Origin of the sequence: Actinomycetospora lutea (assembly GCF_028737205.1) — a bacterium.
GTDB lineage: Bacteria > Actinomycetota > Actinomycetes > Mycobacteriales > Pseudonocardiaceae > Actinomycetospora > Actinomycetospora lutea.
On record NZ_JAQZAL010000005.1, the window covers coordinates 1 to 16,007 of the forward strand.

14 protein-coding genes, 1 tRNA gene and 2 pseudogenes are annotated in these 16,007 nt (G+C 76.4%); 10 read left to right on the forward strand and 7 right to left on the reverse strand.

Annotation, left to right across the window (positions count from 1 at the left end; all coding sequences use genetic code 11):
* From PHK61_RS07330 to PHK61_RS07345, 4 genes and pseudogenes are all read left to right on the forward strand, one after another.
* Positions 1-1,472: pseudogene (locus PHK61_RS07330) on the forward strand (hypothetical protein); the annotation flags it as partial.
* Entirely contained in the window at positions 1,469-2,305 is an 837-nt protein-coding gene (locus PHK61_RS07335) for a purine-nucleoside phosphorylase (RefSeq protein ID WP_274280321.1), read from the forward strand. The pseudogene PHK61_RS07330 and the gene PHK61_RS07335, both read left to right, overlap by 4 nt.
* Positions 2,302-2,769 (forward strand): flavodoxin family protein, encoded by a 468-nt coding sequence (locus PHK61_RS07340; protein ID WP_274280322.1) that lies wholly within the window; start codon positions 2,302-2,304, stop codon positions 2,767-2,769. Before PHK61_RS07335 ends, PHK61_RS07340 begins: the two co-directional genes overlap by 4 nt.
* Before the next feature lie 38 nt (positions 2,770-2,807).
* Positions 2,808-3,740, forward strand: coding sequence for an NADP-dependent oxidoreductase (locus tag PHK61_RS07345; RefSeq protein WP_274280323.1), 933 nt, complete (start codon positions 2,808-2,810; stop codon positions 3,738-3,740).
* A 3-nt stretch (positions 3,741-3,743) separates the two neighbouring features.
* Here PHK61_RS07345 and rsmI read toward each other — a convergent pair whose 3' ends face one another.
* Complete coding sequence (gene rsmI, locus PHK61_RS07350; RefSeq protein ID WP_420791369.1) at positions 3,744-4,601, reverse strand: 16S rRNA (cytidine(1402)-2'-O)-methyltransferase; 858 nt, start codon at positions 4,599-4,601, stop codon at positions 3,744-3,746.
* Between the two features lie 13 nt (positions 4,602-4,614).
* Between rsmI and PHK61_RS07355 the strand changes: the two genes are divergently transcribed.
* Positions 4,615-6,180, forward strand: a complete 1,566-nt coding sequence (locus PHK61_RS07355) for a dolichyl-phosphate-mannose--protein mannosyltransferase (protein WP_420791370.1) — start codon at positions 4,615-4,617, stop codon at positions 6,178-6,180.
* Here the strand turns inward: PHK61_RS07355 and PHK61_RS07360 are convergent, their stop codons facing one another.
* Complete coding sequence (locus PHK61_RS07360) at positions 6,181-7,029, reverse strand: class I SAM-dependent methyltransferase (RefSeq protein ID WP_274280324.1); 849 nt, start codon at positions 7,027-7,029, stop codon at positions 6,181-6,183.
* 144 nt (positions 7,030-7,173) lie between these two features.
* On the opposite strand from PHK61_RS07360, the pseudogene PHK61_RS32015 reads away from it, so the two are divergent.
* Positions 7,174-7,278, forward strand: a pseudogene (locus PHK61_RS32015) (PadR family transcriptional regulator); the annotation flags it as partial.
* Positions 7,279-7,729: 451 nt separating this feature from the next.
* On the opposite strand, the gene PHK61_RS07365 reads toward PHK61_RS32015, so the two are convergent.
* The 4 genes from PHK61_RS07365 to glp form a co-directional block, all read right to left on the reverse strand.
* Positions 7,730-7,802 (reverse strand) — tRNA-Ala (locus tag PHK61_RS07365).
* A 62-nt stretch (positions 7,803-7,864) separates the two neighbouring features.
* Positions 7,865-9,022: a divisome protein SepX/GlpR gene (sepX, locus tag PHK61_RS07370; protein WP_274280325.1), complete on the reverse strand. Its 1,158-nt coding sequence runs from the start codon at positions 9,020-9,022 to the stop codon at positions 7,865-7,867.
* 224 nt (positions 9,023-9,246) lie between these two features.
* Entirely contained in the window at positions 9,247-9,918 is a 672-nt protein-coding gene (locus PHK61_RS07375) for a GNAT family N-acetyltransferase (RefSeq protein ID WP_274280326.1), read from the reverse strand.
* 13 nt (positions 9,919-9,931) lie between these two features.
* Complete coding sequence (gene glp, locus PHK61_RS07380; protein ID WP_274280327.1) at positions 9,932-11,185, reverse strand: molybdotransferase-like divisome protein Glp; 1,254 nt, start codon at positions 11,183-11,185, stop codon at positions 9,932-9,934.
* 89 nt (positions 11,186-11,274) lie between these two features.
* Between glp and PHK61_RS07385 the strand changes: the two genes are divergently transcribed.
* The 3 genes from PHK61_RS07385 to PHK61_RS07395 all read left to right on the forward strand — a co-directional run bounded on the left by PHK61_RS07385 (position 11,275) and on the right by PHK61_RS07395 (position 13,850).
* Positions 11,275-12,660 carry a UTP--glucose-1-phosphate uridylyltransferase gene (locus PHK61_RS07385; protein WP_274280328.1) on the forward strand — a complete coding sequence of 462 codons (1,386 nt, stop codon included), beginning with the start codon at positions 11,275-11,277 and terminating at the stop codon, positions 12,658-12,660.
* The gene (locus tag PHK61_RS07390; RefSeq protein WP_274280329.1) at positions 12,657-13,250 is read left to right on the forward strand and encodes a 5-formyltetrahydrofolate cyclo-ligase; all 594 of its coding nucleotides are present in this window, start codon (positions 12,657-12,659) and stop codon (positions 13,248-13,250) included. The genes PHK61_RS07385 and PHK61_RS07390 overlap by 4 nt, the downstream gene beginning before the upstream one ends.
* 222 nt (positions 13,251-13,472) lie before the next feature.
* Positions 13,473-13,850, forward strand: a complete 378-nt coding sequence (locus PHK61_RS07395) for an FmdB family zinc ribbon protein (protein WP_274280330.1) — start codon at positions 13,473-13,475, stop codon at positions 13,848-13,850.
* A gap of 214 nt (positions 13,851-14,064) precedes the next feature.
* Here the strand turns inward: PHK61_RS07395 and PHK61_RS07400 are convergent, their stop codons facing one another.
* Positions 14,065-14,976: a DMT family transporter gene (locus tag PHK61_RS07400; RefSeq protein ID WP_274280331.1), complete on the reverse strand. Its 912-nt coding sequence runs from the start codon at positions 14,974-14,976 to the stop codon at positions 14,065-14,067.
* Between the two features lie 196 nt (positions 14,977-15,172).
* On the opposite strand from PHK61_RS07400, the gene PHK61_RS07405 reads away from it, so the two are divergent.
* The gene (locus tag PHK61_RS07405; RefSeq protein WP_274280332.1) at positions 15,173-15,877 is read left to right on the forward strand and encodes an SAF domain-containing protein; all 705 of its coding nucleotides are present in this window, start codon (positions 15,173-15,175) and stop codon (positions 15,875-15,877) included.
* Positions 15,878-16,007: the final 130 nt, after the last annotated feature.

Genomic DNA, 16,007 nt, shown 5'->3' on the forward strand with positions numbered 1-16,007 from the left:
CCGAGTCCGACGGCGCCGAGTCCGACGGCGCCGAGTCCGACGGCGCCGAGTCCGACGGCGCCGAGTCCGAGGGCCCCGAGTCCGAGGCCGTCGAGTCCGAGGGCGCCGACGACCCCGCCGCGGAGACGCCCGACGAGCAGGCCGGCGACGAGGCCGCCGGGGAGGCCGTCGGGGACGCCGCCGCCGAGGAGCCGACCGCGGCCGAGGTCGTCGAGACGACCGCCGGCGAGGAGACCGCCGCCGAGGAGACCGCCGCCGAGGAGGCCGCCGGGGGCGACGCACCCGCCGCCGAGGAGACGGCCGAGGCGCCCGCCGGCGAGGAGCGCGGCGAGGAGCCCGCGGCCGAGAAGACCGACGAGCCCGCCGGCGAGGGGACCGCAGGGGACGCGGGCCAGGAGGGCCCCGCGGACGGCGGGTCCGGGGACGACACGCCCCCCACGAGCGCCAACGGCACGGCGAACGGCACCGGCAACGGCCGCGCGCCCACCTCACCCTCCGGTCCCTCCGGTCCCTCGGCTCCCTCCTCGGCCCCGCAGCGCGTCCCCCCGCCGCCGGACGCCGCCACGACGATGGTCGGGCCGCGGCTGTCGACGTCGGAGGACGTCACGCGCACGGTGCGGCGTCCCCCGATGCCGCCGCGCACGGGCCCGCCGACCGGCGCGCGCTGGACCCCGCCGAGCGGCGCGCCGGCCCCCGGCTGGCGTCCCGCACCCCCGCGGCCCGCCACGTCCGGGATGGGCGCGACGGGCCGGCCCGGGCAGCTGGCTCCGGACCCCGGCCCGCTGCCCTTCTCCCCGACGCCGACGCCGTCGAGGCCGCGCCGCTCGCCGTGGGCGGTCGCCGCCGTGGTCGCGCTGCTCGTGCTGATGGCGGCGCTCGGGGCGGTCGGCGCCTACGCGCTGACGCGCTCCCTGGCCGGTCAGGGCGCGTGGGCGACGACGCTCTCGCCGTCGGGGCCGGAGGTCGCGGGCACGGTGCTCATCGCCCACGCCGACACCGACGAGCGCTACAGCGGCACCGGCCTGGGCTTCAGCGCGCTCGTCCCCGCCGGCTGGCAGCAGTTCCGGCTCGAGCAGGCGGGCGGGGAGGTCACCGTGCGCTTCGTGTCGCCCGACGCGCAGCGCGAGCTGCGGGTCGACCGGGTCGCCGGCTTCTACCCGTCGCAGAAGACCGCGGACTACCTCGCGCTGCTCGCGCGCCCGGCGAGCCTGGGCGTCGACGGCAGCACGGTGGGCCCGGTGGAGAACGTCGGCGCCGCCGCCCCGGGCGCGGAGCCGCCGCAGCAGACCGTCTACCGCACCACGTCGGGCCCCGACGACCGCACGACCTGGACGCGCCTGGTGCCGTCGGGCAGCGACCTGTGGGTGGTGCGGCTGACCGCGCCGAGCGCCGACCCGGTGGGCGCGCCCGAGCAGTTCCGCGCCGTCGCCGACAGCTTCGCCGTGCCGCCGCCCGAGGCGGCCCCGCGGTGACCGGGACGGAGACCCTCCCCCCGGCCCCGCCGCCCTCCCCCGAGGACGCCGCGGCCGACCTGGTGCGCCGCACCGGGGCGCTGACCCACGACGTCGCCGTCGTCCTCGGCTCGGGCTGGCGCGCGGCGGCGGACGCGTTCGGCGAGCCGGTCGCCGAGGTCCCGTTCACCGAGCTGCCCGGCTTCGCCCCGCCCGGCGCGCCCGACCACGCGGGGGTGGCGCGCTCGGTGGAGGTCGACGGGCGCCGCGTGCTGGTGCTGCTCGGGCGTACCCACCTCTACGAGGGCCACGGGCCCGCGCACGTCGTGCACCCGGTCCGCACCGCGTGCGCCGCGGGCGCCCGCACGGTGGTGCTGACCAACGCGGCCGGCGGCATCGACCCCTCGTACACGGTCGGGCAGCCCGTGCTCGTCGCCGACCACCTCAACCTCACCGCGACGTCGCCGCTGGTCGGCCCCGCGTTCGTCGACCTCACCGACGCCTACGACCCGGGGCTGCGCGCCCGGGCCCGCGCGATCGACCCCGACCTCGTCGAGGGCGTCTACGCCGGGCTGCGCGGCCCGCACTTCGAGACGCCCGCCGAGATCCGGATGCTGCGCACGCTGGGCGCGGACCTCGTCGGGATGTCGACGGTGCTCGAGACGATCGCCGCGCGGGCGGCGGGGGCGCGGGTGGCCGGGGTGGCGCTGGTCAGCAACCCCGCTGCGGGCACCACCGAGGACGCGATCGACCACCTCGCGGTCATCGACGCCGTGCACGCCGCCGCGGCGCGCACCGGGGAGCTGCTCCACCGGCTCGTGCGCGCCGCACTGGAGGAGACGCCCGACCCGTGACCCGGCTGCTGGTGGTGCACCACACCCCGTCGCCGACGCTGCACGAGCTGCTCGGCGCCGTGCTCGAGGGCGCGGGCACCGACGAGATCGACGGTGACGTCGAGGTGGTCAGCCGCCCGGCGCTGACCGCGGGTGCGGCCGACGCGCTGGCCTGCGACGGCATCGTGCTGGGCACGCCGGCGAACATCGGCACCATGTCCGGGGCGCTCAAGCACTTCTTCGACCAGGTCTACTACCCGTGCCTCGACCAGACCGCCGGGCGGCCCTTCGGCCTCTACGTCCACGGCGGCTCCGACACCGCGGGCGCGGTCCGGGACGTCCTGAAGATCACGGGCGCGCTGGGGTGGGAGCAGGCGGCGGAGGTCTGCGAGGTCACCGGCGCGGTCGCCGCCGCCGACCGCGAGGCGGCGTGGGAGCTCGGTGCGACCGTGGCGCTGCGCGCGCTCGAGAAGACCTCCGGCTGACGGGGCATGCGCGGACCCCGCGGCGCGTTCTGCGGGGCATGACATCGCGAGTCGTGCAGTACCGCCGCTTCGGAGGGCCCGAGGTCCTCGAGGTCGTCGAGCGCGAGGACCCCGTGCCGGGCGAGGGCCAGGTGCTCCTCGCCGTCCGCGCCGCGGCGGTCAACCCCCTCGACTGGAAGCTGCGCTCCGGCGCCATGGCGGGCACGGACGCGCCGCCGGAGCCCCAGGTGCCGGGCTACGACGTGGCCGGCGTCGTGGAGGCGGTCGGCGCGGGCGTCACCGACCTGGCCGTCGGCGACGAGGTGCTCGGCAAGGCGCCCGGCGCGTACGCCGAGAAGGCGGTCGCGACCGCGACGTCGCTGGTGCGCAAGCCCGCGTCGCTGTCGTTCGCGCAGGCGGCCTCGGTGCCGGTCGGCGCCACGACCACCTACCGGGTGCTCGACCTGCTGGGCCTCGGCGAGGGCGACCACACCGGCACCACGCTGGTCGTCGACGGGGCGTCCGGCGCCGTGGGCGTCTACGCCGTGCAGCTCGCCGTCGCCCGCGGGGCGACCGTGATCGGCACCGCGGGCGCGGCCCACCAGGACGACGTGCGGGCGCTCGGGGCGACCCCGGTGCTCTACGGGGACGGGCTGGCCGACCGCGTCCGCGCGCTGGCCCCGCAGGGCGTCGACCTCGCGCTCGAGACCGCGGGCAAGGGCGCGCTGCGCGACCTCGTCGCGCTGACCGGCAGCCCCGAGAAGGTCATCACCATCGCGGACTACGCGGGCGCCCAGGAACTCGGCGTGACGTTCAGCTCTGGCGCCGACCCCGCCGACGAGCGCCGCTGGCTCGCCGACGCCACCGAGTGTCTCGCCGACGGCCGCTTCCGCACCACCGCCGTCGTCACCTACCCGCTCGAGGAGGCCGGGAAGGCGCAGGACGACAACCAGTACGGTCGCGTGGCCGGGAAGCTCGTGCTGGTCCCCTGACGGTCAGGTCCGGGCGCGCAGGGCGGCGTCGTAGAGCGCCTTCGTCGAGACGCCGTGGGCGTCGCCCACCTCGCGGGCCGCGTCCTTGAGGCGGCGCCCGCCCGCGGCGAGCCCGAGGACCTCCGCCGCGAGGTCCTCGGGCTCGGGGGTCGCCGGCGACGCGCCCGCGAGCACGACCGTGATCTCGCCCCGGGGCTCGTGGGCCGCGGCCCAGGCGGAGAGCTCGGCGAGCGGTCCGCGCACGACCTCCTCGTGCGTCTTGGTCAGCTCGCGGCAGACCGCGCCGCGGCGCTCGCCGCCGAGCTGCGCCACCGCCGCCTCGAGGAGGGACCGCAGGCGCCGCGGGGACTCGAAGAACACGACGGTGCGCCGCTCGGCGGCGAGCTCGGCGAACCAGGTGCGGCGCTCGCCGTCCTTGCGCGGTGCGAACCCCTCGAAGCAGAACCGGTCGGTGGGCAGCCCCGAGACCGCCAGCGCCGTGAGCACCGCCGACGGGCCCGGCAGGCACCGCACCGCCAGCCCCGCCGCGAGGCACGCGGCGACGGCCCGGTAGCCGGGGTCGGACACGCTGGGCATCCCGCCGTCGGTGATCAGCAGCACGGTCGCGCCGCTGCGGACGTCCTCGACCAGCCCGGGGGTGCGGGCCACCTCGTTGTCCTCGCGGAACACCACGACGCGCCCGCTCACCTCGACGCCGAGGTCGGCGGCCAGGCGCCGCAGGCGGCGGGTGTCCTCGGTGGCCACGACGTCCGCCGTGGCCAGCGCGTCGCGCACCCGCGGGGAGGCGTCCGCGGGGTCGCCGAGCGTGACACCACCCAGCAGGAGCACCCCGTCCGACCGCGTCACCACGACCGAGACCATACGATCGGTGGCCGTGACGGCCACCATCGCGCGCCCGGCGCCGGACGCAGCGGGCGTGCTGCCCGCTCCGCAGGACGCCCCGGCCGTCGCGCAGCTGCTCGGGCGGCCGATGCCCACCGACCGCCTCCGCGGCTGGGTGGTGGCGCTCGTCCTCACGGTGGTCGGCGGTGTCGTCCGCTTCTGGGACCTCGGCTGGCCCACCGACCAGGGCACGCCGATCTTCGACGAGAAGCACTACGTGCCCCAGGCGTGGCAGGTGCTGCGCAACGGCGGGTACGAGGACAACCCCGGTTACGAGCTGGTCGTGCACCCGCCGCTGTCCAAGCAGCTCATGGCGGTCGGCCAGTGGGTCTTCGGCTACGACCCGGTGGGCTGGCGCGCGGCCTCGGCGCTCGCGGGCACGCTGTGCATCCTGGTGATCATCCGCGTGGCGCGGCGGATGACCCGCTCCACGCTGCTCGGCGCCCTGGCCGGCGTGCTGCTCATCGCCGACGGCGTCAGCCACGTCTCCGCCCGCGTCGGGATGATCGACATCTTCCCGGCCCTGTTCGTGCTGCTCGCGTTCGCGGCGCTGATGGTCGACCGCGACGACGTGCGCGCCCGCCTCGCGGTCGTCGTCGCCGAGGGGCGCATCGCCGAGACCGTGTACGGGCCGCGGCTCGGGATCCGCTGGTGGCGCCTCGCGGCCGGCGTCTGCCTGGGGCTCTCGCTGGCCGCGAAGTGGTCGGGGCTCTACTACATCGCCTTCTTCGGCCTGCTGCTCGTCGGGCTCGACGCCGCGGCCCGGCGCGCGGCCGGGGTGGCCCGCCCGTTCGTCGGGACGCTGGTGCGCGACGTCGCCCCCGCGGTGTGGGCGTTCCTGGCGGTGCCGGTCCTGTGCTACCTGGCGAGCTGGCTGCCGTGGATCGCGAGCGAGACGGGCACCGACCGCCACGCCGTCGGCCAGCAGCTGCCGGTCGGCGGCCCCTTCGGCTTCCTGCCCGACTGGCTGCGCGGGCTCGTCTACTACAGCACCAAGGTCCTCGAGTTCCACGCCACGCTCGACACCCCGCGCGGCGCGCCGCACCCCTGGGAGTCGAAGCCCTGGACGTGGCCGATGGGCCTGCGCCCGATGCTCTACTACTACGAGTCGGGCACCGCCGAGCTCGGCTGCGGCTCGCCGTCGTGCGTGTCCGCGGTGATGCTCATCGGCACGCCGGCGCTGTGGTGGGTCTCGCTGCCGGTGCTCGGCTGGTCGATCTGGCGCGTCGTGACGGCGTTCGACTGGCGCCACGTCGCGGTGCTCGTCGGCTACGGCGCGGGCTTCCTGCCCTGGTTCACCAACCTCGACCGGCAGATGTACTTCTTCTACATGACCCCCGTGGCGCCGTTCCTCGTGCTGGCGGTGGTCCTGGCCCTCGGCGAGTTTCTCGGGCGCCGCGAGCAGGGGCTGGAACGCCGGCGCACGGGCACGCTCGTCGTCGGCGTCTACACCGGCCTGGTCGTCGCGAACTTCGCCTGGCTCTGGCCGATCCTCGTCGGGACGTGGATCACCGCCGACCGCTGGAACGCGGAGCTGTGGCTGCCGTCCTGGCGGTGATCACGCCCGACGCGCCGTGACCAGCCAGGCCGCCGACCCGAGCACGACCCCGTCCGGGCCCTCGTGCGCGGCCAGCGTGGCGCGCAGGGCCTCGCTGTGGCGCTCGCGCTCGGCGGGCGGGAGGTCCGCGAGCATCCACCCGAGCAGGCCCACGACGAACGCGTGCGCCTCGTCGGCGTCGTGCCCGTAGACCTCGGGCTCGGCCAGACCGTCCAGCGCGACGTCGGTGAACCCCGCCGCGGTCAGCAGGTCCCGGACGTGGTCGGGGTCGCTGAGCGAGAACGGGCCGGGCTGCCCCGCCGGTGACGGCGGCGGCCCCTGGCCCGCGAGGTCGCGGGCGAAGGCGACGATCCACTCGTTGCGGTCCGCGGCCTGCCAGGTCAGCAGCGTGAGCCGCCCGCCGGGCCGGACCGCCCGCGCGAGGTTCGCGAACGCGACGTCGGGGCGGCCGAAGAACATCGCGCCGGTCCGGCTGATGACCCCGTCGAACGCCGCCGTGCCGAACGGGTGCACCTGGGCGTCGGCGCGGGCGAAGCGGGCGTTCGGGACGCCCTCCGCCGCCGCCGTGGCCCGGGCGACCTCGATCATGCGGCCCGAGAGGTCGACGCCGAACGCCTCCCCGCCCGGCGCGGCCCGCGCCGCCGCGCGGGTCGTCAGCCCCGTGCCGCACCCGACGTCGAGCACCCGGTCGCCGGGCCCGATCGCGGCCGCCGCGTGGAAGGCCGGCTGGTAGCGGGCCAGCGCGGTGTCGAAGCGGTCCGGGTGCGCGGCCCAGTAGTCGCCCTCGGTCCCGTCCCACGCCGTCGCCTGGGCTCGGTTGGTGGGGTCGACGGAGGTGGTCGTGGTCATCGCGGGTCTCCGATACTCTCTCGGGGAGTATTAAGGTCGTCCCCAGGGGAGTACATGTCAAGTCCACGTCTGACGAGCACGTCCTACGCCGTCCTCGGCCTGCTCGGGGTGCAGCCCTGGAGCACCTACGAGCTGACCCGGCAGATGGACCGCAGCCTCGGGCGGATGTGGCCGCGGGCGGCCAGCAAGCTCTACGAGGAGCCCAAAAAGCTGGTCGCGCACGGTTACGCGGCCGCCGAGACCGAGACGGTCGGGCGCCGGCCGCGCACCGTCTACTCGATCACCGACGACGGCCGGGCCGCCCTGGCGCGCTGGCTCGCCGAGCCCGGGGAGGGCCCGGTGCTGGAGTTCGAGGCGCTGGTGAAGCTCGGGTTCGCCGAGCACGGCACGCGGGAGGACGCGCTGCGCACGGTCGCGGCGGCCCGGGCGTGGGCGCGGGAGCGCAACGTCGTCAACCGGGAGGCGGCCCGCGACTACGCCGCCGGCGAGGGCCCGTACCAGCACCGCGCCGCCCAGGGGATGATCGCCGGGGCGTTCTTCCCGACCTCTACGCCATGGTCGCCCGCTGGGCCGACTGGGCCGAGGAGCAGATCGCGTCCTGGCCGGAGGACCCGGCCGAGGCCGTGGCCGACCGCGCAGAGCTGGAGGAGATCGCCCGGCGGGCCGACTGGTGAGCCCCCGGCCGGACGGGGAGAAAGGGTGGAGCTGAGGGGAATCGAACCCCTGACCTACTCGATGCGAACGAGTCGCGCTACCAACTGCGCCACAGCCCCTGGTGCGGCGCCAACTCTAGCAACGCCGCGGATCAGTGTCGGACATCGGGTCGGACGGCGGGTCAGGCTCCCGCCGCGCGGCGGTAGCCGTAGCTCCGCTCGCCGTCGAGGTCGTGGAACGCGGGGTCGTCGTCGGTGTCGTCGACCAGCTCCATGTCGTCCGGCACCGGCGGCGGAGGCGTGCGGGGGGCTGCCCAGCGGGGCGCCTCGTCCCGGTCGTCGAGGTCGTCCTCCTCGTCGTCGGCGAACCCGTCGTCGTGGGCGTCGTACTCGCCGTCGATCCAGTCGGCGTCGCGGTAGGCCGCCATGCGCGCGTCGTGCGCGGCCTGGCGCTCCCGGCGGGCCTCGAGCGCCCGCCGCTCCCCGGACAGGCGCGCGGCACGGCGTGCGCGCACCTCCTCCTCGATGCGCGTCTGCCGGCGCAGGAAGACGAGGTAGCCGACGAGCAGGACGTCCGCGACCGCGTGCAGCCACCACATCACGCTGGAGACCACGAGCGCCGCGAGCGCGGAGAGGATCGCCACCGCGATCAGCCCGAGGACGATGCGCTGGCGGAACGTGTAGCGGGCGTGCGCGGCGGCGGCCGCGGCGTCGGGATCGAACCCGCCCCGCCCGGGCCGGTAGGTCCGCAGCTCCCGGCCGGGCTCGTCGAGGTCGTCGTCGAGGTCGTCGTCGAGGTCGCGGACGTCGTGCTCGTCGTCCTCGTCGTACTCCCGGTCGTACTCCCGGTCGTACTCCCGGTCGTACTCCCGGTCGTCGTCGAGGTCGTCCTCGAGGTCCTCGGGCTCGGCGCGCTCCTCGGGCGCGGGACGGCGCAGCACCCGCTCGCGGCCGACGACGCGGGTCGGCTCGTCGGCGGGACCCCGGTCGTCGTCGTGCTCGTGCTCGTGCTCGTCGAGGTCGTCCAGGTCGTCGCGCTCGGCGTCGAGGTCGAGCTCGGCGTCGAGGGCCTCCTGGGTCTCGTCCGCGCGCTCGGCGAGGGCGGTGCTCCCGGTGCCGGTCGACGCCGCCGCACGCTCGCCGCGGGCGCGTCCGTCCGTCTGCACAGTCGCCACGGGGACCTCCTCGATCAGGGATGCGCCGGCCGTCCTCGGCAGCACCCGTGCGCTCAGGTCGACGTCCGCGGGGCGCGGGACCATCTGGCGGCGGCGGGCGACGACGGGGACGAGCACCACCAGCCACGCGAGGACCAGGGCCGCGAAGACGACCGAGCTCGGCACCGCAGACCTCCCACCCCGGACGACCGCGACGACCGGATCCGGCTCGTCGCAGGCGCCACGCTAGTCACACGAGTCCCGTGCGCCCCGCAGCCGCGGCGGCGTGTCGTGTGCGAGCGGTGACGAGATCCCTCCAGTAGGGGAACCAGCCGCTCGAGGCTTTCGGCCGCTTACCACTCGACCGGATGGCGCGCCAGTCTCGACCTCTGGGCCATGTGGGTGTTGCGTCACGCGCGTTCGGCGCGACCGGCCTGCAGGAGCCGCGCGACCAGGCCGTCGGGCAGCACGTCCTCCTCGGTGACCGCGAGGACGAGGTGGTCGCGCCAGTCGCCGTCGACCTCGAGGTAGCGGCGCAGCAGTCCCTCCTCGCGGAACCCGAGCTTGGCGAGCACCCGCAGGCTGCGCACGTTCTCGGGCCGCACGGTCGCCTCGACGCGGTGCAGGCCGACCCGCGCGAAGCAGTGGTCGACGGCGAGCGCCACCGCCGCGGTCGCCGCGCCGCCGCCCGCGACGTGCGCGCCGACCCAGTAGCCCACGTACGCCGAGAGCAGGGGCTCGCGGACGATGTTGCCGATCACGACCTGGCCGGCGAACTCCCCGTCCACAAGCAGCGTGAACGGCAGCGCCTGCCCCGCCCGGCCCATCGAGCGCAGCGCCGCCCAGCGCGCGGGCCACTCGACGAGCGCGTTGCGCTCCGCCCAGGGCCCGGGCAGCGTCGGCTCCCACGGTGCGAGGTGCTCCTCGTCGCGCAGCCGCGTCCGCGACCACGCGGCGCCGTCGCGCAGGCGCACCGGGCGCAGCTCGACGACGCCCGCGGGGACGCGCAGCGCGCGGGTGCGGGCCGGCCAGCCGGGGTGGCGACCGGTCGGGCGAGCGCCGCCCCACGGGGGTCGGCCCACCTCAGCTGCCCACTCAGCTACGGGGCGCGAGGAACGACACGTGCACCGGGGCGTCCATGCCGATCTCGGTCGTCTCCTCGTCGACGACGATCAGCGCGTTCGCCTCGGCGAGCGACGAGAGCAGGTGCGAGCCCGAGCTGCCCAGCGGCTGGGCGAGGTAGTCGCCGGTGGCGCGGTCGCGCAGCAGGCGGCCGCGCACGTAGCTGCGCCGCCCGGGCGGCGAGCTGACCGGCGAGAGCAGCGCGGCGGTGACCTCGCGGCGGTGGAGGTCCTGCTTGCCCAGCGTCAGGCGGACGAGCGGGCGCACGAGCACCTCGAACGCCACGAGCGCCGAGACGGGGTTCGCCGGCAGCAGGAACGTCGGGATCTCCTCGGCGCCGAGGCGCCCGAAGCCCTGGACGGAGCCGGGGTGCATGGCGACCCGCGAGATGTCGACCGGCCCGAGCTGGGAGAGCGTGTCCTGGACGTCCTCCCCCAGCTGCCCGCCGACCCCGCCTGCGATCACGACGATCTCCGAGCGCGCCAGCGCCGACGCGACCGCCTCGCGCAGCGCCGACGGCTCGGTGGACGCGATGCCCAGGCGGGTCACCTCGGCGCCCGCGTCGGCGGCCGCGGCGGCCAGGGCGTAGGAGTTGACGTCGACGACCTGGCCGGTGCCGGGCGTGCGGTCGAGGTCGACCAGCTCGTCGCCGACGGCGAGCACCGACACGCGCGGGCGCGGGTGCACGAGGACCTTGGTGCGCCCCACCGCGGCGAGCAGCCCCACCTGGGCGGGCCCCACCGCGGCGCCCCGCCGGACGGCCACGTCGCCCGGCGACACGTCCTCGCCGACGCGCCGCACCCAGGCCGCGGAGGGCACCGGGGTCTTGACGGTCAGGCGCGCGCGGTGCCCGGTCGCCCGGCTCGCGGGGTCGTCGGCGGCGTCGGTGTGGTCGTGCGGGGCGACGGCGTCGGCCAGCGTGGGCAGCGGCGCGCCGGTGGCCACGCGCACGGCCTGGCCGGGCTGCAGGCGGTGCGCCTGGCGCGAGCCGACCGCGACCTCGCCGACGACGGGGAGCTCGACCGGCTCGTCCGCCGCGCCCAGCACGTCGACGCTGCGCACGGCGAACCCGTCGACGGCCGCCTGGTCGAAGCCGGGGAGGGCCCGGTCGGCCACGACCTCCTCGGCGCAGAGCAGGCCCTGGGCGGAGGAGATGTCGACCCGGATGGGAGCAGGACGGACCGCGGCGTCGAGCACGCGGCGCAGCTGGGCCTCGACCGTCCTCACTCGGATCCCCTCCTCATGCGCGTCATCGTCCTACGCCGGGCGTGCCCGGGTGGGTTCCGACGCGCCCGATATCGTGGGCCGGGCCCCGGATGCCTGCACGGAAGAGCCGCATGTCCTACGTCGACGACGCCCTGGCCGCCCTCACCGCGCGGGACGCGCACCCCGCCGAGGTCGAGGCCTTCCGCCGCCGCCTCGAGCAGCTCGCCAAGCCGGAGAGCGCGGTCCTGGCCGGCGACGAGCTCGCGCCGGTGGACGACCTGCCGACGCTCGACACGCTGCCCGAGCCGTCCGACGAGGACGCGCGCCGGGCGCTCGACGAGCTCGCGGTGATCAAGCTCAACGGCGGGCTCGGGACGAGTATGGGCCTCGACGGGCCCAAGTCGCTGCTCGAGATCAAGCCGGGCACGAGCTTCCTCGACGCCGTCGCCGTGCAGACCCTCGCGCTGCGCGAGCGCCACGGCGCGCGCCTGCCGCTGCTGCTCATGGACTCCCAGGGCACGCGGGAGCCCTCGCTGGCGGCGCTGCGCCGGCACGCGGGGCTCGAGGACGACGAGCTGCCGCTGGACTTCCTGCAGGGCTCGGAGCCCAAGCTGCGCGCCGACGACTGGCGCCCGGTGTCGTGGCCCGCGGACCCGCGCCTGGAGTGGTGCCCGCCCGGCCACGGCGACCTCTACACCGCGCTGGCCGCGTCCGGCGCGCTCGACGCGCTGCTCGCCGCCGGGGTGCGCCGGGTGTTCGTGTCGAACTCCGACAACCTCGGCGCCGTCCCCGACGTGCGGGTCGCGGCCTGGATGGCCGCCGAGGAGGTCCCGTTCGCGCTCGAGGTGGCGCGGCGCACGGCGATGGACCGCAAGGGCGGGCACCTGGCGTCCCACTCGGCTCACGGTGGGTCGCTCGTGCTGCGCGAGACCGCCCAGGTCCCCGAGGGCGACGACTCGTTCACCGACATCGAGCGGTTCGGCTACTTCAACACCAACAACCTGTGGTTCGACCTCGAGCACCTGCGCGCGCTGCAGGAGGCCGACCCGGCGGCGCCCTTCCTGCCCCTGATCGTCAACCGGAAGACCGTCGACCCGACCGACCCGTCCTCCACGCCGGTCCTGCAGCTCGAGACGGCGATGGGCGCGGCGATCGGGTCGGTCGAGGGGGCGCGGGCGCTCGAGGTGCCGCGCACCCGGTTCGCGCCGGTCAAGACCACCGACGACCTGCTCGTCGCGCGCTCGGACCTCTACGACCTCACCGACGACGGGCGCATGGTGCCCACCGGCGCGGCGCCCGTGGTGGAGCTCGACAAGGGATTCAAGATGCTCGGCGACTTCGAGCGCCGCTTCGCCGGCGGTGCGCCGTCGCTGGCGCGGGCGACGTCGCTGACGGTCTCCGGGGACGTCACGTTCGGCGCGGACGTGGTCGTCGAGGGCGATGTCACGGTCGAGGGGCCGCGCCACGTCGGGGACGGCGAGACGCTGCGGGGGTGACGTCCACCAAGGCCGAGCTCCGGCGCTCGTTGCTGGCGGCGCGGCGGGCCCGCTCGCCCGAGGCGCGCCGGGCCGACGCCGCCGCCCTGGCTGCCGGGCTGCCGGCGCTGCTCGAGGGCGTCGCCGACCCGGTCTGCCTGTTCGTCGCCGTCGGCGGGGAGCCCGGCGCGACCCCGGACGGCGCGCTGCCCGTGCTCGACGCCGCGCGCGCGATGGGGCGCCGGGTGCTCCTGCCCGTGACCGTCGGCGCCGCGCCGCTGGACTGGGCGCCCTACGACGGTCCCGAGTCGCTCGGCGCCGGCCCGCACGGGCTGCGCGAACCGATGGGACCGCGCCTGGGGCCCGCGGTGCTCGCCGACGCCGGCCTCGTCGTGGTCCCGGCGCTCGCCGTCGACCACCGGGGCGTGCGCCTGGGCCGCGGCGGCGGGCACTACGACCGCTCGCTGCCCCTCGCCGGCGCGCAGACCCGTCTCGTGGCGCTCGTGGGCGACGACGGCCTCCTCGCCGACGACCTCCCCGCCGAGCCCCACGACGTCGGCGTCCACGCCGTCTGGCGCCCGTCGTCCGGAGTGACGTGGTTGTCGGCGTGACGAGACGAGACGAGACGTGCGAGCGATGCGGCATCGCTGGCGTCACACGCCAGGATCGCCACATCCTCGCTCGCGCGACACGCCGGAACGGTCCTCGCCCCGTCCCACATCGGAACAGTCGTGACCCTGTCGGTGTTGGCACTCTCGAGGCGCGAGTGCCATCTACACTCTGCGCGGACATCACGACCCCCGGCGCGGGGGCGGACGACTTCAGGAGTGCACGTGCCGACCTATCCCTACGCCTGCACCGCCTGCGACCACCGCTTCGAGCAGGTCCAGGCGTTCTCCGACCCGTCGCTGACCGAGTGCCCGGTGTGCGGCGGGCGGCTGCGCAAGGTGTTCTCGTCGGTGGGGATCGTGTTCAAGGGCAGCGGCTTCTACCGCAACGACGCCCGCAACGGGTCCGGCTCCTCGGAGAAGGTCTCGTCCTCGTCGGAGTCGTCGTCGAACTCGGGCGAGTCGTCGGGCTCGGGCGAGTCGAAGAGCTCCGGCGACTCCAAAGCCACCTCGGACGCCGGATCGTCGAGCTCGTCCGGGTCGTCCGGCTCGTCCGGCTCGTCCGGGACCTCGAGCTCGGGCTCGACGGCGAAGTCGGCCTGAGCGGACCCACCGGAGGTAGTGGGCGAGGGGTGGTCCAGGACGCCGACCCCGAGTCGGCGTCCCGGACCTACCTGACGCCCACCCGCTCCCCAGCGGTCGGCGTCGAGGGCCTCACACCCGAGAAGACGATCCGGGAGACAGAAAGGTTGCCGATTCTCCCGCACATCACCCCAACGGGTGACAGAGGTGAGGTTTCGGTGACCGGAGGACTCGGTCACAGCGGCCGTCGGCGCTTCCCCGGGCTGTGTCGCGCGGCCCCCGAGCCGTCCCGCGGTCCGCCCTCCTGCGCGGCCAACAGCGGCGAGCGCGACAGCAGGAACACCCCGATCACCATGAGCACGGCCCCGGCGAGCCCGCCCAGGAGCGCGAAGCCGCCGTTGATCTCCTCGCCCAGCAGCGCGATGCCCCAGGTCGACGAGAGCAGCGGGTTGCCGAGGATCAGCCCCGGCTGCGAGGCGAGCAACCGCCCGGCGCGCAGCGAGTGCTGGAGCACCAAGAACGCGGCGGGCGCGACCGGGATCAGCAGGTAGCTCTGCCACGTCGTGAAGACGCCGACCACGCCCTCGCGCTGCAGCGCCTCGGACATCGCCTTGACGATCACGGCGACGAACCCGGACCCGATGCCCGCGGCGATCCCGTAGCACGCGGCCCGGGTGACGGTGCGCGACCGCTTCGCGACCGAGCTGGTGACCCAGAGCAGGCCCATCGTCACGGCCGTGCCGAGGACCCAGGTGAGCGTGCCCGCGCCGAGCGCGTCGCCGCCGCTGGGCTGCAGGGTCACGAGCAGGACGACCAGGCCGATGGACATGATCGCGACGGCGATCCACTCCCGCCGTCGCAGCGCGCCGCCGAGCACCCACCAGCCGAGCAGCAGCGTGAACGGCAGCTCCATGACGAGCACCGGCTGCACCAGCGCGATCGACCCGAGGCTCAGCGCGGTCGCCTGCAGCGCCACGGCGACCGCGAAGATCGACGTCCCGATCAGCCACGCCGGCCGCTGGACCATGTCGCGCAGGGTCCCGGCGCTGATCCCGCGGGCGCGGGCGCTGTCCTGCGCGGCCTTGCGCTGCAGGACCAGGGCCGTCGCGTTCGCGATGGTCGCGAGCAGCACGAGCACCACGGCCATGCCTGCGCCCGCCCTCTTCCGTTCGTCGGCGACCCTCGGCCGCAAACTACCGCCCGTCCCGGTGCGGTCGCCGCGCCGGGCCGGGCGGACGCCCCGATCGCGCTGGGCCGAACGCCGTCCCCATCGTCCGATCGCGTCCACGGCCGTCGGAGTGACCGACGGGTCCCGCGCGGGCTTTCGCCCTAGCGTCGACGACGTGCGAGAACGCGACGGACCCGGACGCGGGGAGCGACGGCGCCGGACGGGATGGCGGACGGGGTGGCGGCTCCCGGCGCCCGGGTGGCGGCGGGTGGTGGCGCTGCGCCGGGCCGCGGCGGGGCTGCTGGCGCTGCTCGCGGTCGCGTTCCTCGCCGCGCCCGGGGTCGCGCCGGCGGGAACGCCCGTGCTGGTGGCCGCCCGCGACCTCGCGCCGGGGGTGGCGCTGGGGCCCGCCGACGTGGCGGTGCGCTCGCTGCCGCCCGACCTCGTGCCGGCGGGGGCGCTGGGCGAGCCGGCGACGGTCGCCGGGCGTCAGGTGGTCGGCGGGGTCCGGGCGGGCGAGGCGCTGACCGACGTGCGGCTGCTCGGGCCGGTCGCCGCGGTCGCCGCCGCGGGCGTCCCGGACGCGGCCGGGGTGCCCGTGCGCCTCGCCGACGCGGGCGTCGCCGCGCTGCTGGCGCCGGGCACCCGGGTCGACCTCGTGGCGGCCGGCCCCGAGGGCTCCGCGAGCGGCGGTCCGGACCCGCCCGAGGTGACCGACGGGGCCGTGCTCGCCCCGGGCGCGGTGGTGCTCGCCGTGCTGCCGCCCGCCCAGCGCACGGCGGGGTCGGCACCGGTCGTCGTCGTCGCCCTGCCCGCGGGGCTCGCGGCGCGGGTCGCCACGGTGTCGCTGCGGGAGGAGGTGACGGTCACGCTGCGCTGACGCGCGCCGCGGGACGGACCGTCAGGGCCGGTCGTGGTGCGGGGGACGCTCGTCGTCGTAGCGGCGGCGGTCGGCCTCGTCACGGTCCGGGTCCGCGGCCCCGCGGCCGGGCCCGCGCTCGTCGGAGGAC

Coding starts and splice junctions, on each gene's coding strand:
- PHK61_RS07345 (WP_274280323.1), top strand. CDS start 2,808: ATGACATCGCGAGTCGTGCAGTACCGCCGCTTCGGAGGGCCCGAGGTC.
- rsmI (WP_420791369.1), bottom strand. CDS start 4,601: ATGGTCTCGGTCGTGGTGACGCGGTCGGACGGGGTGCTCCTGCTGGGT.
- PHK61_RS07360 (WP_274280324.1), bottom strand. CDS start 7,029: ATGACCACGACCACCTCCGTCGACCCCACCAACCGAGCCCAGGCGACG.
- PHK61_RS07385 (WP_274280328.1), top strand. CDS start 11,275: ATGCCTGCACGGAAGAGCCGCATGTCCTACGTCGACGACGCCCTGGCC.
- PHK61_RS07400 (WP_274280331.1), bottom strand. CDS start 14,976: ATGGCCGTGGTGCTCGTGCTGCTCGCGACCATCGCGAACGCGACGGCC.